This window comes from Micromonospora yongxingensis, assembly GCF_052601155.1.
Map to the genome: position 1 here is coordinate 94,572 of NZ_JBQXEO010000010.1, position 26,420 is coordinate 120,991.

Below are 26,420 nucleotides of genomic sequence, written 5' to 3' on the forward strand. Positions count from 1 at the left end.
GCGACCTCAACGCCCGTGCTCGGACCACCTCGTGACCACCCGACACCCGCCGGGCAGCTCGCAAAGCAGGCCGGGGCACCCGGGCGCGGGTGCCTGCTGTCAGCGCAGGTCCGCAGCGGTGAAGTAGCGGACCGTCGCGTCGTCCGCGCCGCCGGAGGACAGGTAGCGGCTGAAGTCGGCGTCGTGCACCTCGTGGACGAAGTTCCAGGTCAGCGAGACGCTGTCGGTGAGGGCGATGGCGGCGTGCGGCCACCCGGCCGGGATGTAGATGCAGTCACCCGGCTCGAGCACCACGTCCAGTTCCACGGCGGCGTTCCGCCAGTGCGGGAACGCGGACTCGTCAGGCTGGTCGAGATCGACCAGGTCGGCCGGTTTACCGTCGCGGCTGAGCAGCGGCAGCGAGTCGGGCCTGAACAGCATGACCCGTTTGCGGCCGGTCGTCTGGCACAGGCAGGCGTCACTCGCCCACGGGTCGACGTGCAGCCGAGTACGTCCCTGCGCGCCGCAGACGAAGATCCCCTTGGCAGGGAACGGATCCCGGGCGGCGTCGGCCGGACCACGCAGCCGGGGGAAGACATAGCCCGAATCGGGCAGCCAGGACGGCATGCTCCAGTCGTCGGCCAGAGCCGTGAAGGCCGTGTCGGCCCAGGGGAGCCGGCTGGCGTTCTGTCGGGCGTACCAGCGCAGGTAAGGCGGGGCGGCCGGGGAGGTGACGCCGATATGCCGTTCGACGTACGCACCGAAGGTCGACACGCCGTAGAGGCTGAACAGAGAGTCGTACAGCGGAACCCTGTGTTCGCCGAAGCGTCTGGTCAACGTGGCGAAATCCCATTCGGGTGCCCAGTTCCACGCTGCGGCGGCGCCGCGGACCACCACCGGTTGGCGCCAGGTCAAATACCGGTCGACGAACTGCGACGACGTCAGGGCCTCGACCTGGGTGCTCTCGCTCATGGTCACCTCATCTGAGGGGTACACCGGCCGCCCCGGTCCCAGGGCCTGGCCGACTGTATGCCGAGGCCCGCGACCTGGGGCGCGCAATAGTGTGCACACCCGTGCCGGCCTGCTGGCAGCTCGGCTTGGGCAAGGCTAGGGGAGGGTGCCGTCGACCGGGATGCTCGTCGCACCGGTGTGCCGACCAAGCAGGTCCGCGGCGCCGGACATCAGTGCCTCGGCGATGGCGTCGGCGTGACGATGCCGCCACGGACCTAGTCCGGTCTCGTCGGCGAACCTGTTGAAGGCGCCCATCGCCGGGCCGCAGTGCACCTGGAAGTTCACTTTGTCCTCTACCTTGCCGTCCATCGCCGCGATGGTGCTGTCCACGAAGTACTGGCGGAACACCATCCCCATCCGCAGCTTGGGAGCTGCCTCGGCGCGTGCGATGTCGGTGGTGTCACCTCTGGCCTGGTGACGTTGCCGGATCCGTTCCCAAACCTCCTCCAGAGGCTGACCGAAACAACTGCTCTCCACGGTTGCCCGGGTACGCGCGTCGAGGTCCTCGATGCCCCCATGGTTGCGGTACAGCTGGTAGAGCTTGTTGGCCCGAGCCGCGAACAGGGTGCCCTTGCGCATCACCTGCACCCGTGCACCCAGCTCGAACATGTCGCCGGCGGGAGCGTAGGTGGTGTCCTGCACATCAAGATCGGCCAGCATGTCCTTTACCAGTGCCGACGTGCCCGCCTCGACGGTGCACTGGTTCACCGAGCCGGTGACGACGAAGTCCGCGCCGAGCACGAACGCCGCAGCGACGGCCTCCGGCGCGCCGAGGCCACCGGAGGCGCCGAGACGGATGTCGACCGGCCGGCTGTACCGGCGCACCAGGGCGTCACGCAGCCGCGTGAAGCTCGGTACCAGCGTCAGGGCGACGCCGCCGTCGGTGTGGCCCGCAGAGTCGGCCTCGACACAGACGTCCTCGCTCACCGGTAGCTCTTGACCGACCGCGGCTTCCTGCTCTGTGAGCAGTCCCTGCGTCACCAGCCGATCCACCACTTCTTTCGGTGGCGGGCTCATGAACGCGGTGGCAACCTCCGGCCGCGACACCTTCGCCAGCACCCGGCGCACCGCCACCGGCCGGCCTCCGGGTCCCCGGTGGGCGCCGTGGAGCCTGAAGCGGACCAGCGCCGGGGTGATCGAGGTGTAGGCGGCTGCCTCGACGAAGCGGATGTCGTGACGGAGATAGAGGTCCACCATCGCGCTTTCCGCCGCCGGGCGACGGATGTCGTACAGCAGGTTCATGCCGAACAGCCCGGTGTCGCCCAGCGCCGTCCGAAGCTGGCCGATGGCGGTTTCCACCTCGGTCAGGGGCAGTCCGCCGGTGCCGAAGAATCCCAGCATCCCGGCGTTGGCCATCCGGACGACCAGGTCGACGGAGGAGATGCCCCGGTACATCGATCCTGCGAGATAGGCATGCCGCACGCCGAAGTCGCGCCGGAACGTGGCCGACCCCAAGGACGCGGCGCTCGGCCGCGCCGACCGATGTGGTGTGGTGGCGGGCGGGCGGGTCGCCGGTGTCGGCGCCGGTGGGTGGGGCTGCCCGCTGGGCGGGCCTGGCGGCGAGGACGCGGTGGGGGAGGGCGTACCGCTTTCTGAGGCGTTCTCTCGATCCGGAGAGCAGGCCGCCCACAGCCGGGTCAGGACGTCTCCAGGGCCGAGCTCGACAATGTCGCGCACCCCGAGTGCGGCCAGGGTGCGCATGCTGTCCCGCCATCGCACCGGCGCGGTTATCTGGCGTGTCAGCAGGTCGGCGATGTTTCGGTCAGGGTAGGGCTGCGCGGTCGCATTGGCGATGACCGGGATCCGCGGCGGCGCGTACGGCACCTCGGCGAGGTCGGCGGCGAACTGCCGAGCAGCCAATTCCATGTATCGGGAGTGAAACGCCGCGCTGACGTTGAGCGGCACATACCGGCCCCCGGCGGCGCGTATCCGCGTGGCGAGCGCGTCGAGTGTCTCGCGCGGGCCGGACAACACGGTCTGCTCCGGCGAATTGTAGTTGGCCACATCCACGTCATCTGCCTGCGCGTGGGACAGTACTGCGGCGAGAGTGTCTGCCGCCAGTCCTACCACCGCAGCCATCGCCCCACCCGCGGCCTGGCCCATCAGTTCCCCGCGTCGTTTCACCAGCCGAAGGCCGCATTCGAACTCGAAGCACCCGGCAGCGCACAACGCCGTCAACTCTCCGACGCTGTGCCCTGCCAGGAACGCCGGAGCCGGTTCGGAGTCCATCCGGGCCAGAAAGGCCAGGTATTCGACGACGAACAGGGCGGGCTGGACGTATTCGGTCCTGCGAAGGCCGCCGCTGATGGTGCCGTCGCACACATCTCGGATCGAGTAGCCCAACACCCGGTCGGCCGCTTTGCGATGGTCAGCGAACCGAGACAGCAGGTCCAATCCCATCCCGGGTCGCTGGGCTCCCTGGCCCGGAAAGAGCCACGCTTGCGCGGGCCGCCCCGCCCCGGTCATCGGCAGGACGTCAGGTAGTCGGTGAGCTCGTTGGCGTTCACCACGATGTTGTGGCCGTGCTTTCTCGTCATGCCTGCCTGTTGAAAACGCTTGAGGAAATAGCCGACACGCGACCGGGTGGTGCCCACCATCTGCGCCAACTCCTCATGGGTCACGCGGCAGTCGATGATCAGGCCGTCGCCATCGCCATCGCCGTTGCCGCTACCGAGCTTCTGGGCCAGCCGCAGCAGGGTCATCGCCAAACGGTGCTCGCTGTCGAGCGTCACGAAGTTCGTCAGAGTCTCCTGCTGCTCGGTGATGTGTGAGGCTAGATGGTGGTCCCAGGCATCGCGCAGCATCCGGTCGTCGGTGATCTGGTGCAGCTGGTCGCGCGCGATCACCGTCAGCTCCGTGGGGCTCTTGGTCATCGCCGTCTCCGCTCGCCGTCCCCTCAGGATGCTCGACACTCCGACGATGGCGGTTGGCCCACTGATCTCCAACAGGCACGGCTTCCCGTTCAGCGACCAGGTCATCGACTTGACCCAGCCACTGTTAATCAGATAAAGCCAATCTCCTGAGTCGCCCCAACTGTAGAGATGAACCTCGGGCGGCAGCCTTCTGACCGGCGCATGAAACGTACCTTCATCGATCTTTGCGAGAATGATCCTCCCCAGGACCGTTCGTCGATGCAAGGTGGTGACTTGACGGTCCGCGTCCCGTAGCGAGACGCGCTCCTTGATCTGCATCTGTTCTCCCCCGAAAACAGTTCCCCAGTCGACTCGTTCCCTTGCCGCCAACGGTGCTCGTCCGGTCTTTGCCGGCTTATCCCCTCCCACCAACACGCAGGATCTGCTTGCCGGTTTGCACGTTGGCATTTGCACTCGGTCAACGTCGCCGAAGCGGTGCGCACCTTGAGCCGCAGCGGCGATCACACTGTGTTATCGCTCAGTCATTTAACAGCGGCTACGGTGCTGTTACAAGGTCGGGGTCGTAAGCCCGACCGATCGGACTGATGTCCAAAAACAGACATCTCCCGCAACCGCAGGCTGTCTGATTTCGTCGTTCTTCGATGGGTCTGCTCCGGTAAGTGGAGGGCCTCGCGGTGGTCCGAGAGCCGCGTTCTCGTGTCCGGATCGACCCCATCTTGGTAGAGTCGGCAACTGTGGCTATTGATGCGCGCTTCCAGCCACAACACAGTGGCGAACCTGCTTATTGGCCGAGGGGCGGGAATATGATAAGCGGCGCGAGGCTGCGCGTGTCCGAAAGTCAACGGCGAGCCCGTCTTTCCGTCCGGCATGCGTTGATTCCAGAAGGTATCGCCAAGGATGCCGGCGCTGTTGCCGGCTCGCTCGTCGCGATCCACGCCACTGACCCGCCGACCGTCTACCTGTCCGTCGCCGCCCGTACGCGACTCGCCGGTCCCGTTGACGTCGCCGCCGGCCTGCACGCGCCGTCGATGACGCGCATGACCGGCATGCGTCGCACCGTCTTCGTCCTTCAGGCGGACCTGGCCCCGACGGTGCTCGAGGCGACCGCCCGGCCGCTGGCGCTGCGGGACCGCGCCACTATTCTGCGTCTGCTCGACGCTCACCTCGGCTGGACCGAGGACCACCTCACCGAGATTGAGGACTCGATCGTCGCGCTCGTCATCGCCAAGGGCACGATCACCGGCCGCGAGCTTGCCGAGGCGCTTCCCGTCCTGCGCACCAAGATCCGTCCCAGCAGCTCCCCGTCGTCCACCGCCCCGGGACAGCCGGTCAGCATGCGCATCCTCTACAACCTGGCGATGACCGGACGCATCTGCCGGGGCCGTCCGCTCGGCGGGTGGACCAGCGGACAGTACACGTGGTCGCCTCCCGCACCGATGGCCACCATCGAGCCGCGGGCCGCACGAGCCGACCTGCTCAGCCACTATCTCGCCCGCTACGGACCGGTCACCGAGGCAGATGTCCGCTGGTGGACCGGATGGACCGTCACGCAGACGTGTCAGAGCCTGGCGGACGTCCACGCCGTGGCGGTGGAGCTGAGCGAGGGCCAGACCGGATACGTCGGCCCCGACGACCTTGACCCGGTCGAGCCACCGGAGCTCTCGGTGGCGCTGCTTCCCGCGCTGGACTCCACCGTGATGGGCTGGCGTGACCGCGCCTGGTACCTGCCCTCCGAGAGCACGCCGGCGTTGTTCGACCGTACCGGCAACGCCGGCCCGACCGTGTGGGTCAACGGCCAGGTGGTCGGCGGATGGGCCCAGGACCGCATAGGCCGTATCAACTGGCGTCTCCTTAGCGACGTCGGCGCACGGGAGCAGAGGGCGATCGCCGCCGAGGCCGAACGACTGTCCACCTGGCTCGGCGGGTCGCGTGTCAGCCCAAGGTTCCACACACCGCTGGAGCGAGAACTGTCCGACAGCCCAGGGCACAAGCGGTGATCGGGCCGCACCGCCTGGACCGGCAGCTCACCCCGCCGTAGCCGGTCGGCGCTTCACTGCCGATCTCGGGGCAGTTCCTCAAGGACGCCCAGAGCTGGCTGTCCCTCCGGTACGGCACTCTGCGCCAGCGATGCGACGGACCGACTCGAAGCGCTCGGTGTCTCCGCAGCAAGAGCATGCCGTCGCGTGGGGCGGCCTGCCGGGGCCGCCCCACTCACCGCGTCAGCCTTGCGCGACCAGGTAGACCTCCTGAGTGCGGTCCCGCTGGGTGCGCAGCGCACGCCGGTCGCTGGTGAAGACCACCGCTCCCTTGTCGACGGCCGGCCAGGTGCCGTTGCCGAGGGTGCTCACCTGGACCGGAGGTGTCCAGCCCGAGGCCGTCCGGCGGGAGGTGAAGACCTTCCAGCGCCAGTCAGAGGAGCGCGAGTCGTACCAGACGGCCCGGACGGTTCCGTCACGGTCGGCGGCGAGCCGGGGCCGTTGGCTCATCGCGTTCGGGTCGAGCGCGACCGCCTCCGACGGCGACCACGTCACGCCGTCGGCCGACCGGCTCGCGCGCAGCATGAGGTTCACCCCGGCGGCCGAGAGGGCCTTGGACTCCCAGATGACGACGTAGCCGCCGTCCCGGTCCACCGCCACGCTCGGATGCCGGTCGGCCGCGTCCTCGTTGGCACTGACCCGTACGGGGGCACCCCACACACTGCTCGCGCCCGGCCGCACCGTGGCCAGGATCTCCCAGTTGTCGGGGTTGGTGCCGCCGCTGGCCGGTTGGCCGGCTGGCGGGGTGTGGCCGGTCCACCCCGCGTCCGGGTCGAACCGGTTGTCCTGCCAGGTCACGACGATCCGCCGGTCCTCGGTCACCGCGACCGCGGGGAAGAGTGAGGCCGGATGGATCGGCGAACGGGCGTCGGCGGGCGTACCGGGGACGATGACCTTGCCGGCGGCGGAGACGTTCATCGGCGCCCGGTCGACGCCGACGACCTGGACGTGAACGTCGAACGCCCCGCCGCTGTTCTCCGCCCAGGCGACGACCGGGTGTTCGCCGTCGAGGAGAGCGAGCGCCGGGTGCTCGGCCCGCCCCTGCCCGGTGCTCAGCTTCACCGCAGACGCGAAGCTGCGTCCGCCGTTGCGGCTGTGGCGCAGCCAGATGCCCGGCTGGTGCGGCTGCTCCTGGCCCTGCGCGTCCTGCCAGACCACCCAGACGTCGTCGTCGGCGGCCACCACTCGGGGCGCGCGGGCGGTGCCGGAGTGGCCGGACAGGACGATCTCCTTGTCGGGGTGCTTGTTCCCGTGCCCGTCGAGCCGGCGGTAGACCACCGACGTCCGGTGCTCCTCGTGCACCTCGGCGACGACGTGGGTGACGCGACCCTGCACGGCGACGTCGGCGAACCCGGCGAAGCCGTCGCGCTGGCCAACCACCAGGTCCGCCCGGTCGTCGTTGCCGGCCGGCGCCGGAAGCGCGATCTCGGGGGCCGGCACAGCGGGCCGCCGGACCGACAGGAAGACCGGCGACGTGGCGGCGCGCAACTGGTCGGGCAGGTTCGGGTCCGCCTCGCGGCCGGACAACTCGCCCGGGGCACGCACCTCCACCCGGTACCAGGTGTGGTCGCCGGTCACCGTGAGCGGAAGCAGGTAGGTCTGGTCCTCCCTGTCCGGGACGTACGTGGCGACCGGTCCCGCCGCGCGGCCCGGGGCGGCGTAGACGAGCACCTTCATGCCGGTGGCCCGCTTGACCCGTACCCGCAGCGCCGCGCGTTTCGGCAGGCCCCGCTTGTCCACGATCACCTCGTCGCCACCCATCGCCTCGAACCGGCCGTCACCGTCGACGTCGGCCTCGATCGTGGCAAACGGCCCGGCCGTACCGGACGACAACGTCGTACGGCCGGCCTTCAGCGCGTCGAGGACGGCACGGACCGAGCGCTCGGCGGCGAAAACCCAGGTGGTCGGCTGGCCGGGGGCGCTGACCGGACGCAACTCCTTGAAATGGCTGTCGCTCGCGGCGACCCCGCCGAAACGGAAACCGTGGTTCCAGCGGTTCTCGGCGTACTCGATCTCGACGTCGGGGTTGCTGCTGGCATTCCACAACTCCACGGCGTCAACGCCCTGCGCGCTCGCGTTGGCGTTCGGCCCACCGGCGGGGGTGTACTCGCCGTCGTCCGGGTGCGCGACCGACCAGAACGCGTGCTGGGCGTGCGCGTCCCAGATCGACTGCTGGACGTGCCGGAACGCGGCTGAACCGGGCGGGTTGGCGCCGTCCACCACGGTGTCGACCGCGCCGAGCACCACGGCGTGCGGCGAGCCGTTCACCTCCTCGCCGGTGAGCAGCAGCAACTTGTCGGACCGCCACAGCGGGTCCCAGTGCTGGTCGAACGTGCGGTGGTCGGTCAGTGGCAGGAACGCCAGGCCGACCGACTCGGCGTAGCTGATCTGGTCGCTGACCGGCAGGTTCCCCGGGTCCCGCTGGTTCGACAGCTGGCGCGGTGCGCTGCCGTCAGACGAGTGGTCGTCGTGGACGTGGGTGTCACCCGGCAGCCACATGCCCTCCGGCTCGTCTCGCCCACCGGGCTTACGCGCGGTGTCCGCGTCCGCCTGGGCGGCGGTGGCGGGCAGCAGCCCCGCGGCGGCGACGACGCCACCCATGGCGATGAACTGTCGGCGATCTAGCTCCATGCGGCCCTCATCTCGCGCAGATCCCTCCGGCGCACATGTCCTGGTGAGGCAGCCGTCGGTGGGCTCGAATTGATCAAGCGAGGGCAACGCTAGCCAGCCGTATGCGTAGGTCCCGTGAATCGCCGGTGAAGATCAAATGGCGACAACGGAGCGACGGCGGCGGCCCTTGTCCAGCAGAGGCGGACGGGTGGCGACGTGCGCGGCGATGCCGGGTGCCGGAGGGCGCCTCGCGCACCGGACAGGATGCCGCGCGTCCGCTCGCCCCGCGCGGCGGGGGCACGGCGAGGTCGGTGATCGAGTCGAGCGGTGGGGTGCGGTCTGGAAAGCCAGATCTGCCGAGGGACGGGTGCGGTGGGTCGCACGGTGCGACGCGCCACGGCGGGGCGATCTTCTCGCCCCGCCGTGGTCCTGTCGTGGTCGAGGTCAGTTGTCGGCAGGCGGTGCCGTCAGTTCGGCGTGCCGCACCGTGTAGTTCCCGCGAGTCACCGTGGCGAACGCGGCCGGCGCGAGGCAGGTACCGATTCGGGACGGACCCCATTGGCCCGCCTCGTTCTGGTCGGCACTGGCCGACCAGGTGAAGCCGACCCGGTCGCGGCCGCGGCCGCCGTCCTGCACGCTGAAACCGACCCGCTTGCCGAGGAAGTCGCGGGCCTCCTTGTCGGCGCGGGTGACGATGCCGGTCAGGGTCGCGTGACCGGGGCTGGTGATCATGCAGTCGACTGCCGCTTCGAACCGTACGGTGATGTTGTCGCTGGCCAGCCAGTGCGCGACCCGCACCGTGCCCGTCGCGTCGGCGGGCGAGCCCTTCTCCCCGCCCGGAAGCGGAATCGGGCGGCTGTACGGCTCCGACCGGGCGTCGAAGGCGAACGAGCGCACGTCGCCGTCCTGCCCGTACGGCAGAGCGAACTCGGCCGACCCGGTCACCCGCGCCGGCCTGTCGTCCGCGGCCCCGGCCGGCGCCGCCACCGCCGCCACCGCCACCGCCACCGCCACCATCGTGGCCGCCGCGGCCGTTCCCCATCCGAATGTCTTGCGCATGGTCTTCCTCCCGATCCGGCCGCGGTGCCGCGGCCCTGCGTGACCTTCACGATCCGCGACGCGTGGACAGCATCCATCCCTTGCGAGGGGGGAATCGCTCCCTCGCCTACGGGAGACCGGACCCCTGCCGGGAAGGCGACCGGACACCGGCAAGGGGGCAGTGAGCAGTCACGGAGGCGGCGGAGCGCGGTGGCCAGGCGTCGGCGTATGTTGCGGCCGTACGGGGATCCCACGCTGCTTTCGGCAACACACCGGTGCCGCCACAACGGCCGAGAACAACCAAGAGCTCCTGCCGTCAATTCGCCCTCGCCGCCCGCGCCGACGTCTGACCAGCGGCCCCCGGTGTCGACCTGCTCCCGAAGGCGCGTGCTAACGGTCCGGGCTGTGGGCGGGAGCCATGATGCGTAGCGCGTTGGCGTCCAGGCCGATACGCACCGGGGTTTCGCCGTACAGCTCGCCGTCGACCTCCACCGGGGCGGGTCGGTCGGTCTCCAGCCAGAGTTGGCGGACGGCGAGGAACGGCTCGTCGCCGAGGGTGCGGCGGTGCCCGGTCGCAGCGTTACGGGCCGTGTCCCGCAGCAGCTCGTGGCGGGGCCGGCCGCCCACCGGATAGGCGACCAGGAGCCGGTCGTCTGCATCCGCGTCCGCGGTGATCGGCCGGCCGGCGTGGAAGCCGCCGTTCGCCACGTACAGCTGGTGGGTGACGAACTCGTGCTCCCGTCCCTCCGCGCGCACCACGGCGCGCAGCGGACGGTGCCGGGTCAGCAGCGTCAGCGCGGTGACCGGGTACGCGAGCCGGCCGGTGGCCCGCTTGAGACGCTGCGGCGTCCGGAGCATCACGTCGGCGGACAGGCCGACGCCGACGTGGTTGGTGAACCGCATGCTGCCCACGAGCCCGAGGTCGACGTCAATCACCTTTCCGTCGGCCAGGACCGCCACGGCCGCGTCGAGGTGGAGTGGGACGCCCACCGTGCGCGCGAAGTTGTTGGTGGTGCCCAGCGGCAGCAGACCCAGCGCGATGTCACGGTGCGCGAGCAGGCGCGCGGCGGTGCTGATCGTGCCGTCGCCGCCGCCCGCTATCAGCAGGTCCGGCCCGAGATCGGCGGCAGCGGCGAGGCTCTGCTCCAGTTCGGCGGGCCGCTCGACCGGGTACGCGGCCAGCAGCTTGAAGCCGGCGGACGTGAGCCGATCCCGAGCGCGCTCGTAGAGCCGGCGGCCATTGCGGGAGTGGGCGTTGACGACGAGCGCCGCGCGCCGCTCCCGTCGGACGGCCTCGCTCAGCTCCGGCTTTGTTCGCATAAGGCCGGAGCCTATCGCCGGATGGGCGGGCGGCATCCCGTTCGCCGCGGCTGGCCGGCTCGCTCGAGCCCACGCATGGGCACGTCGGACGGCGAGGGGCACGGGTAGCGCGGCCCACCCAGGAGACCGCCGAGCAGGACCCCGGGCTCACCGCGTGCGAGGTGTACGCCCGGCACGTGGGACGGCCGGTGGCCTGCGGGACCCTCCGCGATGACGCCGTCCCGCTCGGGTCAGTCGGGCTGCTGGACTCCGATGCGATGCGCACGCCGGTCGAGCGGATGTCGCAGGGGCAGCAGCGGCGCCTCGACCTGCCGTTGACGGCGCGACCCGGGGCTGATCCTGCTTGACGAGCCGACCAATCACCTGTCGTCGGCGCTGGTCGACGAGCTGACCGACGCGATCCGCGACACGAGCGCGGCGTGGTCGTTGCCACGCACGCCCGTCAGCTGCTGCGGGACCTCGCGGAGTGGCCGCGCCTGGAACGGACATAGCGGAGCCGGCGGCAGGGTGCGAGTTCACCGGTGACGCCACGATCGGCGCCACCCGTCCCAAATGTCAACATCAGCGGTCCTGCCGGCCGGAGCCCCACTGGTCGAGTTCGTCCCGAACTGCGGCGGCACCGGCCGGCACCACCCGACTCGCGGTGGTGGCCACGGCTGCCTGCACCTCGTCCGCCAGCCAGGCCGAGCCACCTCCCGCCGTGCGCAGCTGGTGCAGTCCCGCCCGTCCCAGCACGACGGCGCCAACGAGGTAGCCACCGGTGAGTCCCGCGGTGGCCAGCCGGCGGGGCAGAAAGGTCTCCAGCACACGCAACGCGGTCGCCGAGGCGGCCCCGGCTCCCAGGACGAGACATCCCCCGGCCGTGGCGAGCAGCGCCAAGCCGACTCCGGTCGGCCGAGCCAGCCTCATCAGCTGGCTGCGCATCTCCCGGACCTCCGCACGCACCACCTCGGCCACGTCCGCAGCCAACCGCTCGGTCGGACTGACCGCCGGTCCGGATGCTCCGGACCGTTGCGCCGCTGGATCACTCATCGGTCGCCCCCTCCGCCTCGCTGCGGTCGGCCGCTTACCCGCAAACATCACCGCTATACCTGGACGACTGTGCTGCCGGGGCCACGACAGTCACCGGACGAGGACGTGGCCGACACACTGGGCGACGGCTATGGTGTGCGGCATGCACGATCGGCGCACCCTTCGGCGCGTCGGCGAGCGCATGCCGCTGCCGACGATGCTGGTGCTTGCCGTGGTCGTGATGGTGCTCTCCGCCACCCGGTCGATCGGGCTGTGCATCGTGTTCCGCTCCGCACGGCGGGCGATCCCTGGTTGCGTGCCCGCCTGGTCGGCGGATCGTGCTCCGCCGCAGCACACGCCCGCCATCGCCTGACCCACTCGCCCCGGCTCACGCCGGTTCCGACCGGGACGCTGCTCACCGGCGGCGGTGCCACTCATCCGACTGTCGCCGCCCGGCTGACCTCCATGACCAGCCGAACTGTCGCCGCGCCGGCCGAACCACGCCTGACCACGCTCGCCGGCCCGCGTCCGCCGCCGAAGCGGCTTCCCCGATCCCTCTTGGAGTTGTCATGAATGTCGAACTGACCCCGCTGCCCGGTATCGGGGTACGCCGCATGTTCACCACCGCTGAAGGCCGTCGCGTCGGTGTGGTCACGCACCATCCCGGCGGCCGGCGAGACCTCGTCTACGACTCCCACGACGATCCCGACGCCACCTGCTGTCTGACCCTGACCCGCGCCGAGGCCGTGGCCCTCGCCGGGCTCCTCGGCATCCTTGACGTCCTGGACGTCGTCACCGTCGCGGAACCGTCTCGCGGGTAACGGCGTGTGGCTGCCGTGCCGCGCATCGCGGCACGGCAGCCACACCGGGCGTCACCTGTTGTGCTTCTCCTGGCACGGCACGCAGAAGCGGGCGTGCGGAAGAACCTCGAGCCGCTCGGCCGGGATGGACTGGCGGCACTTCTCGCAGGCACCGTAGGTGCCGTCGCTGATCCGGCTCAGCGCGCCGGTGATCTGCTCGATGTTGCGGCGGGTGGCCACCAGTAGCGCGGCCTGGTGATGGGCCTCGCTCGGGTCGCCGGTGTCCGCGTTGAGCTCGGTCAGTTCTCGCAGCCGAGCCGTCTGTGTGGCGAAGTCGTCCGCCAGGGACGCTCGCAGATCAGCCAGCCAACGCTGGTCGACAGTACGATGATCGACGCTCATGATTCACCTTTCGGAATGGGACGTGAAAAAGAAGAAGGGCCGAAGCTCGAATAGCTTCGCCCTGGCGGTCGTTCTGGGATGCAACGATTCCGCGGGAGGGCCTCGGCCGGTTCGCGCCGGGCTCGACAGCCTGTGCGTGGGCGCGATGTGCAGCGGGCGGACAACCGGCACCCGCATCCCGGCCATGAGGTGCGCCGCCGTCGTCACGTGGGCAGCGCCGGGTGCCGCCGCCTCAGTGACGGCAGGCGAGCGGAACGTCACCGGCGACATGCCCCCACCATAGGTTGATGGTTGCCCTAAAGCCAACGCCCGCGGTGGCACCCCGCTCCGACCACGACTATCTCAATACCTGCTCGCGGGGCCGAGCCGTCGACGACGGCTCGGCCCCGCTCTCGGTTCGTCAGGGGGTCACCCTGGTAGCCGGCTCTCGCCCGGCAGGCCCGACATGTCGGCCTCCACCGGCGGCAATGGAGTGGTTCCGAGGACGCTGCCGTTGCCTGGAGTAGGCGGTGAGGGTGGCCGGCTTGTTCCGCGGTGTCCGGGTGGTGCCGGCGTTCGACGCGGTCGAGGCTGACCGTGGCCGGGGGTGCGCCGCCGGCTGTGACCGTGACGCGTCCGGCGGAGCGATCACCCGCACCTGGTCCGTCGGCGTGCGTGTGCTGTTGTCGGTCCGGATCCGCCAGCCGATTGGTCGCTGGTCGGCGCCCTCGGCCGGTAACCGCAGCCGCAGGTCCGTCGAGCAGCCGGTCCGGTCGTCGCCGTGTATGGCGTACGCGACCACTCCGCCGTTGGCGGGCTGCACGCGATCCACTCCGGGCGGGCTGCCGTGATCACCTGCACCCTGGCATCCTGCCCGACGCCCCAACCGACAGACGACGGGTTACGAGACGTCCCTTTAGGTTGGGCTGGGCCCGGTCGATTTCAATCGACTGCGATACTGCAGGGGTGACAGCTGCAGACCACGAGGGCACCCGTCCTTCGGTGCCGCCGAGCCAACCTCCCCGGGCCGAGGGCTCGTCGCAGCCGGTGCCCGCGCAGCCCGCCCCGCCGCCCTACTTCACGACACCTCCCGCGCCGGGCGGGGCCGCGATGGCGGCATCGCCCAACGGGCTGTCCTCGCCGCTGCCGTACATCATGGCCGGTGCCGGATTCCTCGCGATGATGGTGGCGATGTTCGCGCCGTTGGCCTCGAACGGTGATCCGGTCTCTGCGCTGCGGACCACGGACCTTCCTTTCCTGACCCCGATGCTGGGCCTGGTGGCGCTGGTAGTGGCGACTGCGGTGCTGTGCGGTAATCCGCGGCTTCTCCGCCTCGGCCGAGCGGCCGCCCCGCTGCTGGGATTGCTGCTGTCGGCCGCCGTCGGGGGCGAGATCGTTCAATGGGGAGCCAAGGCGGCCAATCCCGAGTTGGGTTTGGCCTACATGGTGGCCTCCGGTACCTACTTCCTGATCGGCGGCATCCTGCTGCTGTCGTTGTCCGTGCTGTCCATGCGGCCCGCCGGTCACGCCAGTCCTTTAGCCGGGTGAGGCGCATTCCGCGGCGATTAAGGCTCATTCCAGATGGTTGTTTTCGGTGAGCCGGCGGTAGCACAGGTCCGAAGCGACGTTCAACGATTGACTACGGCGGCCCGGCACCTGTGCGATCGATCCGGCCATCGGCGTTTGCGACGAACCCTGTCCGAGCCAGGCCGAAATCGTGATTACGGAGTGCAAATTATCTTGCGCCCAAGTGGTCGCGCGGATCGCGGCTAGATGAGGACAGTGCAGAGCGAGCGCTCCACCAGCTAGAGGGCGGAGATGGAGGTGGGAGCTCGTTCTTGCCGAGCTAGCGCGCGTATCACGTTCAGGGAACCGTGTCGCCAGGCCGCGAGGCTGCTCAGCAGCTGGATTGTCGCTTCAGTCGCTGTCCGCGGCATCGGTGGCGTCGGCAAGCCGAGGCTGACTGCCAGGTCGTCGGTGTGCACGACCAGCTCCATGACCCGGGTCAGCAGGAAGTCGTCGACCCTTAGGCCCCAGTCGCCCAGGTCCACGATGCGGTCGGGCGGTTGCGCTGGCACCGTGGCACCCAGGTCGGCCAATGCCTCATCGACGGCGTCCGCCAGCTCCCTGGCGGTCGTCGCTGCAGCTGTCTGCTCGCTGCGGCGCCGGATGTCGATGTTGTCGGCACTACCCACGCCTGAAGTCACCCAGGCGTTGCCGGTGTAGTGCTCCAGCACCGAGATCGCCGATTCTCCTGGCGGCGCGGCGAGGAACGTCACGGTCTGAGTGACCTGGTTGGCCAGATGGCGGGCGAGGCCGCCGGTGGAGAAGTCCGGCAGTGCGCTGGGCGAGGACCATTGCTCGGCCAGTATCGGATTGCGCAACAGGGCCATGGCGGTCTCGGCGGCTTGCAGGAACGCGGGTCGGATCATCGAATGCACGTTATGCGCGCACGGGAACCCTTGTCATCCCCGCACGCGCCGGCGAGGAGCGACCCCCTTGCGAGTGCGCGACCATCGACATGAGCGGACGCTCGGTGGGGACCGTCGTAGTCGGTGTCACGGCGGGGTCCGAGCGCCCGGCGTGAGCGCTCCGTGGTCCTCCAACAGCGCGTAGCCGAGCGCCTGCTCGTCGGCGTCGCCCGAGCGCAACGCGACATCCAGCGCTTCGACCAGCCAGGTAACACGGTGATCACCAGCGGGCAGCCCAGCGCGAGCGACCGTGCACCAGTCGTCGCGATCGAGCAGGGCAAGGTAGCCGCCCAGAACCGCTCTCGTCTGCCCTCGGGCCAAAGCTATTCGTTCCGCCGCTGAAGATGCAGATGCTCAGCCAGTCGCGGCGATGACGAAACGCTCTACCGACGGCTCTGGACGGCCGGCGTGTTCGCAGTGGGCTCAGACACTGTGGGAGGTGGTTGGTCAGTCCCAGCGGCTCTAGCCGTGAGGGAGCGTGGTTGCCGCCATCAGGTGGTCGGGGCGTTCTAGCTCGCTTCGCACGGTGAGGAAGTCGTCGGTGGGGTCCCCTTGTGGAAGGTCGGAGACGAAGGCAACGATTCCGACCGTTCCTTGTCCGCCCAGCCGCAGATCGTCATGTAGCCGCCGAGCTCAGCGAGTCCCTGCCCGCAGCCGGCTTTCCCCCCAAACTCGCCCGCATCAACTGCCTTGGTCTCGACGCGCCCGTACAGGGTGAGTACGCGTCTCAGGGTTGCTGCCGGGTCGGCGACGGTTCCCGAGGCGCCGGTGACGAGCACCGCGTCGGCGGTTGGTTCGGGTGCCAAGTCGGTCAGGGTTTGCGGCCGACGCCTCGGTAGACGGAAGCTAGGCTGACGCGCCTCGGCGGGCAGCGTTGGCCACCCTCGCCTGCCACAACAGCACAGTCGGAACGACCACGAGCTCAACGCCGAGGGCGCCGAGGAAGATGGGGTGCGGCCAGCCGGAGACCGCGGCGGCGAGTAACCGGGCCAGACCGCCGAGAAACGCGGCGCCGAGTGCGACGCGCAGCACGGCGGTAGCCTGCTGCACCCTTGGGATCGCCCACCATACGACCATCCCCGCAACGAGCCAGAACGCGTTGGTGAACCGGTACTCGCTGTCCACGGTGGCATCGACTGGACCGCTACCCGGCAACGCGGTCGGCCCTGCCAACACTCCGTACAGGCCCGAAGCCACCGCGACCGAAGCCAGGATCGCCAGTACGACTTGCAAGCCTCGCTTACTCACCAAATTCTCCCTCGCCCGCCGCGCTCGCCACCGATGATCTTCCGATTAGTACGAGGCCACGATGTGGTGCGGAGCCTACCGATCGGGCGTATCGACACCCGCTCGGTGTCCGCTCCGCCGGCATCGACGAATCACCGGTGGCCGGCCGCTCCGGTCATCATGGTGAGTTGGCTGCATCTGGTGCAGCGTTGGGGCGCTGACGGTGGCGCATTCAGAGGGGGAGCCTTGAACAGCAGTGTGAGGGCCAAGAGATCTACGATGAGCGACACGCCGCCGCCGTGGAGAAAGGTCGATCGAACGCCGAACTGTTCGGCGACCCAGCCCGGCTCTGACGGGCCGATGCGGTCATCTGGGCGAGAGTTGTAGTTTGCCAGGAACGACGGTCATGGCTTCGTGGTCGATGTCGCCTCTCGGACACGTACAGTTATCCCGCAGTAATCAGCGTCGGGCTTAGCCTCGACGCTGATCTTTTTCACCGGGGTTGTAGGTGAGGGCTAGCCGTAGCTTGCGGAAGACGTTGCTTTTGTCCTCACTGCGGGCGTCGCGCAGGGTGTTGCGTATGTCAGCAACGGTTTGAACCTTTGAAGACACGGCCTAGCCGGCAGGCCTCGGCGAACCTGCGAAACGACATCGTCATGCCGATTGAACATGCCGGGACCGGATAGGCGGTTGCGCGGGCGGCTCCACCGGGTCGTCGTCGGTTATGAACGCGCGGCGGGGATCCTGCACCGAGGCCAGCGAGACGATGTCGCGGCCGAACACCGCGGCGGTCAGCCAGACCGCCAGCACACGGGTCTTCCGTTCCCAACTGGGTACGGCGAGGACGTGGTACCCCCGGTGCATCAGCCAGGCCGGCAGCCCCTTGATAACGATGCCCCGGTACTGGAAGATGCCCCGACCGAGGCCCAGCGTGGCGACGGTGCCGAGGCTGTGGTGCACGTATTGTTTCGCCTTTCGCCCGCGGAGGGTGGCCACGATGTTCCTTGCCAGAAGCTTTCCCTGCCGCACGGCGTGCTGGGCGTTCGGCACCGTCACGGCGCCGGGCCGGCTCACTGCAAGGTCCGGAATCGCCGCGTCGTCGCCGGCACCCCAGGCGTCCGGCACCGGTTCGCTCTCGGTGCCGACCTGCAGGTCGGCTCGTACGATCAGCATCCCGCGCCCGTCGATGGGCAGATCGGTGTGGCTGCGCACCATCGGATTGGCGGCGTTGCCGACGGTCCACACGATCAGATCGGAGTCGAACTCCTCCCCGGTCGACAGCACCACGTGACCGTCGCGCGCGGAGATCAATTGGGCATTGAGGTGTATGCGTGCCCCACGCTTCTCCAGCGACCGTACTACCCATTGCCCGGGTCCGTCGGAGACCTCGGGAAGGATCCGGTCCCGGGCCTCCACCAGGTGGAACTGCAGCTCGGCAGGGTTCAGCTCGGGGTACGCCCGCATCAGCGACGTCGCCAGGGACAGCAGCTCACCGAAGCCCTCGACGCCGGAGAATCCACCGCCCACGAACGTCACGGTAAGCAGCCGCTGGCGCAGCGGCCCCGGCTCGAGCGTCGAGGCCCGGTCAAAGGCGGTCAGCAGCCGATCCCGGATCGCCACCGCCTCCTCGACGTGCTTCAGACCGATCGCCTGCTCCGCCACGCCGGGAATGGCCAGCTTGCGGGTCACCGCGCCGGCGGTGACGACGATGATGTCGTAGCCGAGCGCGAACTCTGGACCCTCGGCCGGCTGCACAGTAGCCGTCCGGTGTGCATGATCGACCGCGACGACCGTACCCGAAATGACAGTGGCCCGGCGTAGGTGCCGGCGCAGCGACACTGCGGCGTGTCGCGCCTCGACCGACCCGGCCAGCACCTCGGGGAGAAACGGCTGATACGTCATGTACGGGCGCGGATCAACCACGACGACCCGTGCCTCGTCGCGTCGAAGCTTCTTCTCCAGCTTCCATGCTGTGTAGAAGCCGGCGTAGCCGCCGCCGGCCACCAGGATCGTTCGCACGGTATCCTCTGTTTCTCTCGAGTCGACACCTATATGAGCAGGTAGCGCGCTGGTTCGTGACGTTGATGGATCAGGCCAGTCCGGACACCGCTGCGGTCTTCTCGGGGTTCATTCTCCACAGCACGTGATCGATGCCCTCGGTCGAGGCGCTGACTGTGAGCACGGCGGCCAAGGTGCCGTCGCGCCGCAGCACCGCGAAGGTCTGGCCGTTCGTGTTCGCGCACCCCACGTCGAGGCCGTCCCAGAACCAGGTGATCGCGCTCAGGAACTTCGCCACGCGTACCACTCCAGCAGCGGCCGGCGGGCGACGCCCAACGCGCCGTTGCCGTCGGACAGGCTGGTTCCGTTCGCCGCGAAGAGCCGCTCCAGTGCGGTCATGTCGCTGGAGCAGGAGGCCGCGATGAACTGAGACGGTCAAGAGGAACGTCTGTCTGATCCGCCGGTGATACACGTTCAGTCGCGGCTATCGCCCGGTGCGGTTGATCTCCCGGAATGCTGCGGAGGACTAGGCCACCGCGCGAAACGTCGTGAGGCCGCGATGGGGCTCGTCCGAGGATCTCCGGCGCGCGGCCGGTAGTCTCAGCCACGGCCTTCGCCCGCGCCGACTCGGCAGCAGCACGATCGGAGTAGCCGGGGTGTCGGGCGTCGATCAGATCGACGTAGGTGGTCGTTCGCGAGAGAAAGTCGACCACAAAGGGGCAGATCGCCGTGACCGTGCCCTCGCGGGCGCGGATCTCGTCGAGTACTCGCCGCACCATCGCGCCCGCCACGCCCTGGTGTTGATGACGCGACTCGACTTCGGTGTGCCGGAGGGCGTACCGGTTGGGCTTCAAGTGGGTGTAGTAGAGCCAGCCGACCAGCTCGCTGTTGCGGTAGAGCTCAAAGCGGCCATGATCGAGGCCGTCGATCAGCTCCTCGGCGACCAGTGCCTGTCCTTCACTGCTCATCAACTCAGCCTTCCAACTGTATTTACACCGCGGGATCAGGCCGGCACACCTTGGACCTTGAAGTCCAATTATGGCATTTGACTGCTCGCCATGCGCCGCCCGGGTGCCGAGGCGATCGATCCAGGTCGAGGGCCACTCCAGCTCATTCCCGGTGAATCCCGACGCATGACTTCAACGACCACATCGCCGTAGATCGCGCCCTCAAGACTGGCGAGCCTCGCCGCGTCCGGCTCTGGCCGCTCCACCAGCGTTATCCCCGCCGTTCCCGCGGCCCGGTCCGTCACCACGATCGCTCTCATCTGACTACCTTTCTCAGTAACGGTCCTCGTCTACCCCGTCATGACGTAACGGGGTCTCCGTTGTCTCCGCGTCCTTACGGACGAACCCGGATGATCTTCTTGCCCTCAGCCCTTCCGGTCGGGTTAAAGGCGGCCACGACATGGTCGTGGGTCGCGATGTTGCCGATGTCCGTCCCCAATCGCCCATCCCAGACCCCGCTGGATGGCTCGAACCATGTCTGTACGCCGGACGGCTACGTCATGTCGTGCTCGAACGCGGTGAGCTGCTCGTTGTCCTAGGCCCCCGGGGGTTCGTGCTGGGGTAGGCGCCGGCGCCGGGATGGATCTTGTCGATGAGATCGAGGTATTCCGGGTTGCGGGCAATGAACGTACCCACGACCGGGCAGATGACGGTGATCTTCTTCCCGCTCTCGCGGATCTCGTCCAGCGCGCGAGCGACGAGCTCCGTGGCCACCCGATTGCGTCGGTAGGCGGGGTCGACCCAGGTCGTCAGCAGCACGACACGGCCGCCCACGAACCGGTACGAGAGCTCGGCGATCGCTTCGGCGCCGAGGGCGGCGATCCAGCGACCGCGCTCCGTGTCGTTGATGACATCGAACTCCCAGCTGGATTCCACCTCGCTGAGACTTGTCTCGTTCAGAGCAGCGATGAGCGCCGCGTTGTTCTCTGCCCGGGTGGCCGCCTCGGCCTCGAGATTGATCGTCATTGTCACGCTTTCTGCCGGGGAGCTGATAGTTGTGTTCAGGACAAGTGGGTGTGATCGTGGGTTGCTCCCGAGTGTTCGGGGTGTGCGGTCCCGCCCCGAGTCGATCGGAGGTCCCGGGCCATTCGAATGGCAGCGGTCAAGGTCGTGATGTCGTAGGCGCCGTAGTGGCGGCGGCCGTTGATGAAGAACGTCGGGGTGCCGGACACTCCGCTGTTGTCGGCCGAGTCGATGTCGTTGTCGATGCGGCCGGCGTGTGCCTGGCTTATCAGATCGTCGTAGAAGCGTTTCTGATCCAGACCGAGGTCGCCGGCGTATTTGATTAGATCAGTGATGTCCAGCTTGTCCTGGTGGTCGAGCAGCAGGTCGTGCATCTGCCAGAACTTGCCCTGGGAGGCCGCTGCTTCGGCGGCCTCGGCTGCTAGCCGGGCTTGCGGGTGCACGTCTGACAGGGGCAGGTGACGCCACACGAAACGCAGGTCGGCGTGGCCCAGCAACTGCCGGACGGCTGGCTCGGCCTTCCCGCAGTACGGGCACTGGAAGTCGCCGTACTGCACCAGCGTTACCGACGCACCGGCTGGGCCGCGGACGTGGTCGTGCTTCTCGTCGACTGCTGGGGTGAGGTCGATCAGCTCCGTCATGTCGCCGAAGAGCGCTCGCGTGCGCTTGTCCTTGGGCAACATGTTGGTGACGCGGAACGCGGTCCAGGTCAGCGCTGAGGATACGATCGCGGCGCTGAGCACCCCGACTTTGGCCTCGGCCAGTTGGTCGCCGGTGAAGGCCAGGCTGGCGATCAGTAACGACACCGTGAAGCTGACACCGGCGATCGTGCCGCTGCCGAGCACGCCCGCCCAGCCCACGGCCGGACGGATGCGGCCGTGTGAGATCCAGGTGAGCGCGGCCGAGGTGCCGATCACGGCGAGCGGTTTGCCGACGACATACCCGAGCAGCACGCCCCAGGTGACAGGCGACGCGAACGCCTGGGCCAGGAATGGACCGTCGATGCTGATGCCGGCGTTGGCCAGGCCGAACAGCGGCACGATGAGGTAGCTGGACCATGGGTGGTAGATGCGCTGAAGGCGGTCGTTGGGCGATAGCGTGTTCGCGAGGCCGATCGAAGCCGTACGTGCGAGCTTGGGCGTCGGCTGCTCACGGAACGACCGGAACAGCCCGCTGACCTTCTCGAGTTCAGTTCGGCCGGGGGAGTAGGCGAACGCGGTCAACCCGATGGCCAGTCCGGTCACCACAGGGTCGACTCCGCTGACCAGCAGCGCGCCCCACATCACGATGGCGACCGGCACGTACGCCGAGCCCCGTCGGACGCCGGCTGCATGGATGGCCAGCATGGCGGCGAACGCCGCTACGGCTACCACGATGGGCGTCATCTTGATGTCGTCGCTGTAGACCAGGGCGATGACGATGAGTGCGATCAAGTCGTCGACCACGAACACGGTGAGCAGGAAGATCCGGACCTGGTCGGGCACGCCCCGGCCGAGCAGTGCCAGCAGGCCCAACGCGAGGGCGGTGTCGGTTGACATGGCCACGCCCCAGCCATGCGCGCCCGATCCGCCGTGGTTGATGGCCAGGAAGATCAGCACCGGGATCAGCATGCCGATCGCGCCGGCCACGCTGGGCAGCACGAAACGTCGCCGGTCGCGGAGGTCACCGAGGTCGAACTCGCGCCGCGCCTCAAGGCCGACGACCAGGAAGAACAGAGTCATCAAGCCGCTGTTGATCCAGGTGTGCAGGTCGCGGGACAGCTCGAGGTGCCCGAGGCGCAGGGACAGTTGGGTGCGCCAGACGGTTTCGTAGGAGCCGAGGTCGATGTTGGCCCAGAGCAGTGCAGCGACGATGGCGGCCACGAGCACGCCGGCGCTGCCGGACTCAGTTCGCACAAAGGCTCGCAGCGGTGCCGCTAGATTCCGCTTCGAGATCGTTCGGTCGCTCGTCTTGGTTTCGGTCACACGTCACCTTCTGACGCGCTGGCCGGGCCAGCAATGGATAGCTAGATCGCGTGCCGCAATGCGGGCCCGCGACCCCTCGGTTCAGTACTGATCGCGCTGCGCCCAGCTGTGGCCGGCTGCGGAGAGAGCGACGAGGCCCGCCGATCCCCTGCAGGATGCGGCGACTATCAGTGAGCTCTGGCCGGGACGACCGCGCACATGATCGAGGCGATGGTGAACCCGGCGATACCCAGAAGGAGGAACTCGCCCGCGGCCGTAGCGGTCGCCGAGCGCACCGGCCAACAGGATCAGCGCGGCCAGGCCCCGACCTGGATCAACTCGCTGTCGCCGCTTGGCGCGTCAACGTCGAGCTCGGCATGTCCACCGCCTTCCTCGACGAGGCACTGCAACGCTCGCTCGAACCCGGCGTACCGTCCACCGTGGCCCGGCTGATCACACTTGAGCGCCATGACGACACGACCTCCGACAAGTTTCCCTGCTGGGCAGACGCTCCACCGTCACCAAGCCGACCGCACCGACTCTGTTTCGAGTTGCCTGCACGAGTGAGCGGCCATCCGTCAGGACGAGGACCTGCGCCCACATGCAAAGGCGCCGCGTCGCGTTCAAGCTGTCGCGGTCGACGGAAACACTGTCGCCGCCTGCGGAACGACAACCGCTTGCTGCTCGACCGTGATCGCCGGGCAGCAACCGGCCTGATTTCAGCGCGGCCCGACGAACTCGGTCCTCACGCTCCATGCGAACTGAATCAGCAGGGTCACCGGGGACTTCTCGGCAATGTCATGCATCACCTTCAAGTCGTCGGGGTCAGGTTCTTCGCTCAGCGTGATCCTGCGCTGCAGGTAACGCTCTGCGCCTTCCTGCTGGGGTTCGTGGTAGTCGATCTCGACGGTGATGTCACCCGCGGTGTCGTACTTATAGTCGACGTACTGCCGCAGCGTCTGCGCCGTGCACGACGCGAGCGCCATCAACAGGTACTCCGTCGGCGTCGGGCCTTCGCCGAGTGCGCCGTTGTGCGGTTCATCGGCGACGAACGTGAAGCCGCGGGTGGTCATGTCCGTGCGCCGGCGCTCAGTGGCCGGAAGGACAGCTCGGGCGGATGCGACGACACGATCCCGATCGGTTTCCATCAGCCGCGCCTTCCTGTAGATCCTGGTAGTGACGGTCCAGATACGCGGATCCAGCAGCAGCCGAGCCGCAGTCTGAGCGGAGGCTGCGGCTGGGCGTGACACCCCATGACCGAGTACCTCCGCAGGCTAGCCTTCGCGGACTGGATAGTCCAGTTGATCACTCGTCGTCAGAGCCGCTCGACCCTCGTGAAACACCACCTCGGGGTGCTCTAAGCTGTACTGATAGGCGATTAGGACCGAGACGCACCCAGCCGACCTCCCTCAATGCCAAACCCAGACATGGACTTATCAGTCCGTTGAGGCTAGGCTTGCTGTCGCTCACGCATCAGGGCAGCGATCGCCGTCGCCTACCGCGACTCGGGCGGACTCAAGTCTGGACAACATGAGGAACATCGATGCTCAGTGAACCGCAGTCGCAGTGCGAGGCGATCCAACGACGGGAGGAGCGACTCGATGACAGCTTTCTCACCGCAGCGAAGACGACCGGCACCTACTGTCGGCCATCGTGCCGCGCCAAGACCCGTCGCACGGGAAACGTCGACTTCCAGGACAGCGGCCAGCGCGCAGCTCACTGGATACCGAGCCGGCAAGCGTTGCTCGCCCGACGCGGCGCCCTCGGCCCGGGCGCAATTAACGGGTCGGCTCGCCGGACGGCTGCGAGAGGAACGATTTGATGTGTTCCAGCGCCATGTCCAGAGCAATTTCCATGGGTGCGACGTTGTGCGCGGCGTTCGCCAGCAAGTAGCCGCCTTGCAAAGCTGCCATCAACCCCGTGGCCAACTTCTCCGGGTCGGCGTCCTGGCGCAGCGCACCGCTGTCCCGCATCCGGTGCAGACCATCACTGATCAGCTTTTCCCATGCCGCAAACGTCTCCGACAGCATCGATCGAGCCTGCTCATCTTGATCGGACAGCTCGACAGTCATCGACCCGAGGCCGCACCCGTATTTGCCGTTGTTCAGCGAGTTGGCCTGGACCAGCGCGTTACGCCACCGGACCAGCCCTGAGAACGATCTCAGTCGTTCGAGCCGTCCGTGCTCGCGCTGAAGCACAAGCGCGCCTCGATATTTGACCAACGCGCGCACGAGCTCCTGCTTGTCGGCGAAGTGGTGGTAAAGCTGAGACTTGCTCGTCTGGCTGGCCTCGCGGACGTCGTCAAGGGTCGTCGCGTTCACGCCGCGCACGAACATCAACTGGTTCGCCGCCTCGAGGATCCGCTCTCGCGTGGCGATGCCCCGTTGACTGATCCTCCGCTGCTTCGTCGGCGCAGCCACCTGCTCGTCGCCCATCGGTCAAGTGTATCCAGCGCACGCCAGATAAAGTCCATGGCGGATGGGACCTTGGAGTCCCTCCGACGATATGTCGCATTCGCGTTGTGGAGAACGAACGCATGCGCCGCCAGCTTGATCGAATGCGTGCTATGTCCGCGAGATCGATAGAGCGGATCTTTCCTGGACTATTTAGTCCTCGCCGTGGCCCCGGTGCGTTTCTCGGTCAGCACGGCCGGGACCGTCACCATGTTGACTGACCAGACGTCGCACTTCGCGGCGGCCGGGCATGATCAGGATTAGCTCGTCGACCTTGGCCAAGCGTCGGGCCGGTGCCACAGAGGGCGAACCTGTCATCCAGGTCCTGATATTGATATGTCAAGCAGGTCTTGAGACCGGGCAGCTGAATGCCGGCTAGCTGCCGGCCAGGTAGTGGAACTTGCTGTACGTCTTCAAGCTGCGCTGAACGGGCCGCAGGCCCCGCCTGGGCGCGCCGGCCGCTGCCGCTCGGCAACCGTCACGACGGATGCCCGGCGGATGCGCAAGGTTGCCGTTGGCGAGGTCGACCGCACTGGCCACCCGTCGCATCAAGGGCGAGTCGTCCCCATCGGGCAGCGCGTCGCGCGCCGGCGCACCTCCCGCAACGCCACGCGCACCAGCATCTCGTGTAGCCGATCGAATACCACGTCTCGCTCGGCACCGGTTTCCGAGAGAGCCTGCACCCATCCGGCCGAGTTCTCGTCCAGGCTGACCACCTCGGCCCCAGGCCGGCGCGCGGACCCGGGGTCCGCGCGCCGGAGGTGTCAGGCCGTCGCCCGCTTCGGGAGCTTCCACCCCGGGCGGGGGAAGTGGCAGGTGTATCCGTTGGGGTAGGTCTGCAGGTAGTTCTGGTGCTCAGGCTCGGCCTCCCAGAAGTCGCCTGCCGCGGTGACCTCGGTGACGACCTTGCCGGGCCACAGGCCCGAGGCGTCGACGTCGGCGATCGTGTCCTCGGCGACCCGCTTCTGCTCGTCGGTGGTGTAGAAGACCGCCGAGCGGTAGCTGGTGCCGATGTCGTTGCCCTGCCGGTTCTTCGTCGAAGGGTCGTGCACCTGGAAGAAGAACTCGAGCAGCGCGCGGAAATCGGTCTTCTCGGGGTCGTAGACGACCTCGATGGACTCCGCGTGCGTGCCGTGGTTGCGGTAGGTGGCGTTCGGGACGTCGCCACCGCTGTAGCCGACACGCGTGGACACGACGCCGGGCTGGTGGCGGAACAACTCCTCCATACCCCAGAAGCAGCCGCCGGCGAGGATCGCCTTTTCGGTGGTCACGTCGTCTCCTTACTTGTCGTCGGTGTCA

General features: G+C 68.3%; 24 protein-coding genes. 6 read left to right on the plus strand and 18 right to left on the minus strand.

Annotated features, from left to right (window positions below; all coding sequences use genetic code 11):
* Nucleotides 1–99: 99 nt before the first annotated feature.
* From ACTWLT_RS14680 to ACTWLT_RS14690, 3 genes are all read right to left on the minus strand, one after another.
* Nucleotides 100–951 (minus strand): cupin-like domain-containing protein, encoded by an 852-nt coding sequence (locus ACTWLT_RS14680; protein ID WP_445318858.1) that lies wholly within the window; start codon nt 949–951, stop codon nt 100–102.
* A 135-nt stretch (nt 952–1,086) separates the two neighbouring features.
* Nucleotides 1,087–3,456, minus strand: a complete 2,370-nt coding sequence (gene fabD / locus ACTWLT_RS14685; RefSeq protein ID WP_445318859.1) for an ACP S-malonyltransferase — start codon at nt 3,454–3,456, stop codon at nt 1,087–1,089.
* Entirely contained in the window at nt 3,453–4,181 is a 729-nt protein-coding gene (locus ACTWLT_RS14690; RefSeq protein ID WP_445318860.1) for a Crp/Fnr family transcriptional regulator, read from the minus strand. The genes fabD and ACTWLT_RS14690 overlap by 4 nt, the downstream gene beginning before the upstream one ends.
* 416 nt (nt 4,182–4,597) lie before the next feature.
* Here ACTWLT_RS14690 and ACTWLT_RS14695 point away from each other — a divergent pair, with 416 nt between their 5' ends.
* Nucleotides 4,598–5,860 carry a winged helix DNA-binding domain-containing protein gene (locus ACTWLT_RS14695; RefSeq protein ID WP_445318861.1) on the plus strand — a complete coding sequence of 421 codons (1,263 nt, stop codon included), beginning with the start codon at nt 4,598–4,600 and terminating at the stop codon, nt 5,858–5,860.
* Between the two features lie 222 nt (nt 5,861–6,082).
* Here ACTWLT_RS14695 and ACTWLT_RS14700 read toward each other — a convergent pair whose 3' ends face one another.
* The 4 genes from ACTWLT_RS14700 to ACTWLT_RS14715 form a co-directional block, all read right to left on the minus strand.
* Complete coding sequence (locus ACTWLT_RS14700) at nt 6,083–8,530, minus strand: CehA/McbA family metallohydrolase (protein ID WP_445318862.1); 2,448 nt, start codon at nt 8,528–8,530, stop codon at nt 6,083–6,085.
* Nucleotides 8,531–8,953: 423 nt separating this feature from the next.
* Nucleotides 8,954–9,568, minus strand: coding sequence for a hypothetical protein (locus ACTWLT_RS14705; protein WP_445318863.1), 615 nt, complete (start codon nt 9,566–9,568; stop codon nt 8,954–8,956).
* Nucleotides 9,569–9,937: 369 nt separating this feature from the next.
* A complete protein-coding gene (locus tag ACTWLT_RS14710) occupies nt 9,938–10,867 on the minus strand; it encodes a diacylglycerol/lipid kinase family protein (protein ID WP_445318864.1) in 930 nt (309 codons plus the stop codon).
* Nucleotides 10,868–11,428: 561 nt separating this feature from the next.
* The gene (locus ACTWLT_RS14715; RefSeq protein WP_252414480.1) at nt 11,429–11,899 is read right to left on the minus strand and encodes a phage holin family protein; all 471 of its coding nucleotides are present in this window, start codon (nt 11,897–11,899) and stop codon (nt 11,429–11,431) included.
* Nucleotides 11,900–12,041: 142 nt separating this feature from the next.
* Here ACTWLT_RS14715 and ACTWLT_RS14720 point away from each other — a divergent pair, with 142 nt between their 5' ends.
* Nucleotides 12,042–12,251 (plus strand): hypothetical protein, encoded by a 210-nt coding sequence (locus ACTWLT_RS14720; protein WP_445318865.1) that lies wholly within the window; start codon nt 12,042–12,044, stop codon nt 12,249–12,251.
* 196 nt (nt 12,252–12,447) lie between these two features.
* Entirely contained in the window at nt 12,448–12,699 is a 252-nt protein-coding gene (locus ACTWLT_RS14725; RefSeq protein ID WP_252414476.1) for a cation:proton antiporter regulatory subunit, read from the plus strand.
* Nucleotides 12,700–12,750: 51 nt separating this feature from the next.
* Here ACTWLT_RS14725 and ACTWLT_RS14730 read toward each other — a convergent pair whose 3' ends face one another.
* Nucleotides 12,751–13,080, minus strand: coding sequence for a TraR/DksA family transcriptional regulator (locus tag ACTWLT_RS14730; RefSeq protein WP_252414474.1), 330 nt, complete (start codon nt 13,078–13,080; stop codon nt 12,751–12,753).
* 945 nt (nt 13,081–14,025) lie between these two features.
* Between ACTWLT_RS14730 and ACTWLT_RS14735 the strand changes: the two genes are divergently transcribed.
* Nucleotides 14,026–14,607, plus strand: coding sequence for a hypothetical protein (locus ACTWLT_RS14735; protein WP_445318866.1), 582 nt, complete (start codon nt 14,026–14,028; stop codon nt 14,605–14,607).
* A 257-nt stretch (nt 14,608–14,864) separates the two neighbouring features.
* On the opposite strand, the gene ACTWLT_RS14740 is transcribed toward ACTWLT_RS14735, so the two are convergent.
* Nucleotides 14,865–15,491 (minus strand): maleylpyruvate isomerase N-terminal domain-containing protein, encoded by a 627-nt coding sequence (locus tag ACTWLT_RS14740; protein ID WP_445318867.1) that lies wholly within the window; start codon nt 15,489–15,491, stop codon nt 14,865–14,867.
* Nucleotides 15,492–15,653: 162 nt separating this feature from the next.
* Here ACTWLT_RS14740 and ACTWLT_RS14745 point away from each other — a divergent pair, with 162 nt between their 5' ends.
* A complete protein-coding gene (locus ACTWLT_RS14745; RefSeq protein ID WP_445318868.1) occupies nt 15,654–15,872 on the plus strand; it encodes a hypothetical protein in 219 nt (72 codons plus the stop codon).
* Nucleotides 15,873–16,376: 504 nt separating this feature from the next.
* On the opposite strand, the gene ACTWLT_RS14750 is transcribed toward ACTWLT_RS14745, so the two are convergent.
* The 7 genes from ACTWLT_RS14750 to ACTWLT_RS14780 form a co-directional block, all read right to left on the minus strand.
* A complete protein-coding gene (locus ACTWLT_RS14750; RefSeq protein ID WP_445318869.1) occupies nt 16,377–16,778 on the minus strand; it encodes a DUF4345 domain-containing protein in 402 nt (133 codons plus the stop codon).
* 633 nt (nt 16,779–17,411) lie between these two features.
* Complete coding sequence (locus ACTWLT_RS14755) at nt 17,412–18,761, minus strand: NAD(P)/FAD-dependent oxidoreductase (RefSeq protein ID WP_445318870.1); 1,350 nt, start codon at nt 18,759–18,761, stop codon at nt 17,412–17,414.
* Nucleotides 18,762–18,846: 85 nt separating this feature from the next.
* Complete coding sequence (locus tag ACTWLT_RS14760; protein WP_445318871.1) at nt 18,847–19,053, minus strand: sigma-70 family RNA polymerase sigma factor family protein; 207 nt, start codon at nt 19,051–19,053, stop codon at nt 18,847–18,849.
* Between the two features lie 97 nt (nt 19,054–19,150).
* On the minus strand, nt 19,151–19,723 hold the full coding sequence (locus ACTWLT_RS14765; RefSeq protein WP_445318872.1) for a GNAT family N-acetyltransferase: 573 nt from the start codon (nt 19,721–19,723) through the stop codon (nt 19,151–19,153).
* A gap of 537 nt (nt 19,724–20,260) precedes the next feature.
* Nucleotides 20,261–20,728: a GNAT family N-acetyltransferase gene (locus tag ACTWLT_RS14770; RefSeq protein WP_445318873.1), complete on the minus strand. Its 468-nt coding sequence runs from the start codon at nt 20,726–20,728 to the stop codon at nt 20,261–20,263.
* A 35-nt stretch (nt 20,729–20,763) separates the two neighbouring features.
* Nucleotides 20,764–22,689: a Na+/H+ antiporter NhaA gene (gene nhaA, locus ACTWLT_RS14775; protein ID WP_445318874.1), complete on the minus strand. Its 1,926-nt coding sequence runs from the start codon at nt 22,687–22,689 to the stop codon at nt 20,764–20,766.
* Between the two features lie 698 nt (nt 22,690–23,387).
* Nucleotides 23,388–23,816, minus strand: coding sequence for an OsmC family protein (locus ACTWLT_RS14780; protein WP_445318875.1), 429 nt, complete (start codon nt 23,814–23,816; stop codon nt 23,388–23,390).
* Nucleotides 23,817–24,211: 395 nt separating this feature from the next.
* Here ACTWLT_RS14780 and ACTWLT_RS14785 point away from each other — a divergent pair, with 395 nt between their 5' ends.
* The gene (locus tag ACTWLT_RS14785; RefSeq protein ID WP_445318876.1) at nt 24,212–24,490 is read left to right on the plus strand and encodes an Ada metal-binding domain-containing protein; all 279 of its coding nucleotides are present in this window, start codon (nt 24,212–24,214) and stop codon (nt 24,488–24,490) included.
* On the opposite strand, the gene ACTWLT_RS14790 is transcribed toward ACTWLT_RS14785, so the two are convergent.
* The gene (locus tag ACTWLT_RS14790; RefSeq protein ID WP_445318877.1) at nt 24,447–25,103 is read right to left on the minus strand and encodes a TetR/AcrR family transcriptional regulator; all 657 of its coding nucleotides are present in this window, start codon (nt 25,101–25,103) and stop codon (nt 24,447–24,449) included. The genes ACTWLT_RS14785 and ACTWLT_RS14790 overlap by 44 nt on opposite strands.
* A 782-nt stretch (nt 25,104–25,885) precedes the next feature.
* Nucleotides 25,886–26,392 carry a peptide-methionine (S)-S-oxide reductase MsrA gene (gene msrA / locus ACTWLT_RS14795; protein WP_445318878.1) on the minus strand — a complete coding sequence of 169 codons (507 nt, stop codon included), beginning with the start codon at nt 26,390–26,392 and terminating at the stop codon, nt 25,886–25,888.
* Nucleotides 26,393–26,420 lie beyond the last annotated feature (28 nt).

What these genes read in the sequence shown, in the direction of transcription:
- ACTWLT_RS14680 (WP_445318858.1), bottom strand. Translation starts at nt 951, where the DNA reads ATGAGCGAGAGCACCCAGGTCGAGGCCCTGACGTCGTCGCAGTTCGTC.
- fabD (WP_445318859.1), bottom strand. Translation starts at nt 3,456, where the DNA reads ATGACCGGGGCGGGGCGGCCCGCGCAAGCGTGGCTCTTTCCGGGCCAG.
- ACTWLT_RS14690 (WP_445318860.1), bottom strand. Translation starts at nt 4,181, where the DNA reads ATGCAGATCAAGGAGCGCGTCTCGCTACGGGACGCGGACCGTCAAGTC.
- ACTWLT_RS14700 (WP_445318862.1), bottom strand. Translation starts at nt 8,530, where the DNA reads ATGGAGCTAGATCGCCGACAGTTCATCGCCATGGGTGGCGTCGTCGCC.
- ACTWLT_RS14705 (WP_445318863.1), bottom strand. Translation starts at nt 9,568, where the DNA reads ATGCGCAAGACATTCGGATGGGGAACGGCCGCGGCGGCCACGATGGTG.
- ACTWLT_RS14710 (WP_445318864.1), bottom strand. Translation starts at nt 10,867, where the DNA reads ATGCGAACAAAGCCGGAGCTGAGCGAGGCCGTCCGACGGGAGCGGCGC.
- ACTWLT_RS14715 (WP_252414480.1), bottom strand. Translation starts at nt 11,899, where the DNA reads ATGAGTGATCCAGCGGCGCAACGGTCCGGAGCATCCGGACCGGCGGTC.
- ACTWLT_RS14720 (WP_445318865.1), top strand. Translation starts at nt 12,042, where the DNA reads ATGCACGATCGGCGCACCCTTCGGCGCGTCGGCGAGCGCATGCCGCTG.
- ACTWLT_RS14725 (WP_252414476.1), top strand. Translation starts at nt 12,448, where the DNA reads ATGAATGTCGAACTGACCCCGCTGCCCGGTATCGGGGTACGCCGCATG.
- ACTWLT_RS14730 (WP_252414474.1), bottom strand. Translation starts at nt 13,080, where the DNA reads ATGAGCGTCGATCATCGTACTGTCGACCAGCGTTGGCTGGCTGATCTG.
- ACTWLT_RS14740 (WP_445318867.1), bottom strand. Translation starts at nt 15,491, where the DNA reads ATGATCCGACCCGCGTTCCTGCAAGCCGCCGAGACCGCCATGGCCCTG.
- ACTWLT_RS14765 (WP_445318872.1), bottom strand. Translation starts at nt 19,723, where the DNA reads ATGAGCAGTGAAGGACAGGCACTGGTCGCCGAGGAGCTGATCGACGGC.
- ACTWLT_RS14770 (WP_445318873.1), bottom strand. Translation starts at nt 20,728, where the DNA reads ATGACGATCAATCTCGAGGCCGAGGCGGCCACCCGGGCAGAGAACAAC.
- ACTWLT_RS14780 (WP_445318875.1), bottom strand. Translation starts at nt 23,816, where the DNA reads ATGGAAACCGATCGGGATCGTGTCGTCGCATCCGCCCGAGCTGTCCTT.
- ACTWLT_RS14785 (WP_445318876.1), top strand. Translation starts at nt 24,212, where the DNA reads ATGCTCAGTGAACCGCAGTCGCAGTGCGAGGCGATCCAACGACGGGAG.
- ACTWLT_RS14790 (WP_445318877.1), bottom strand. Translation starts at nt 25,103, where the DNA reads ATGGGCGACGAGCAGGTGGCTGCGCCGACGAAGCAGCGGAGGATCAGT.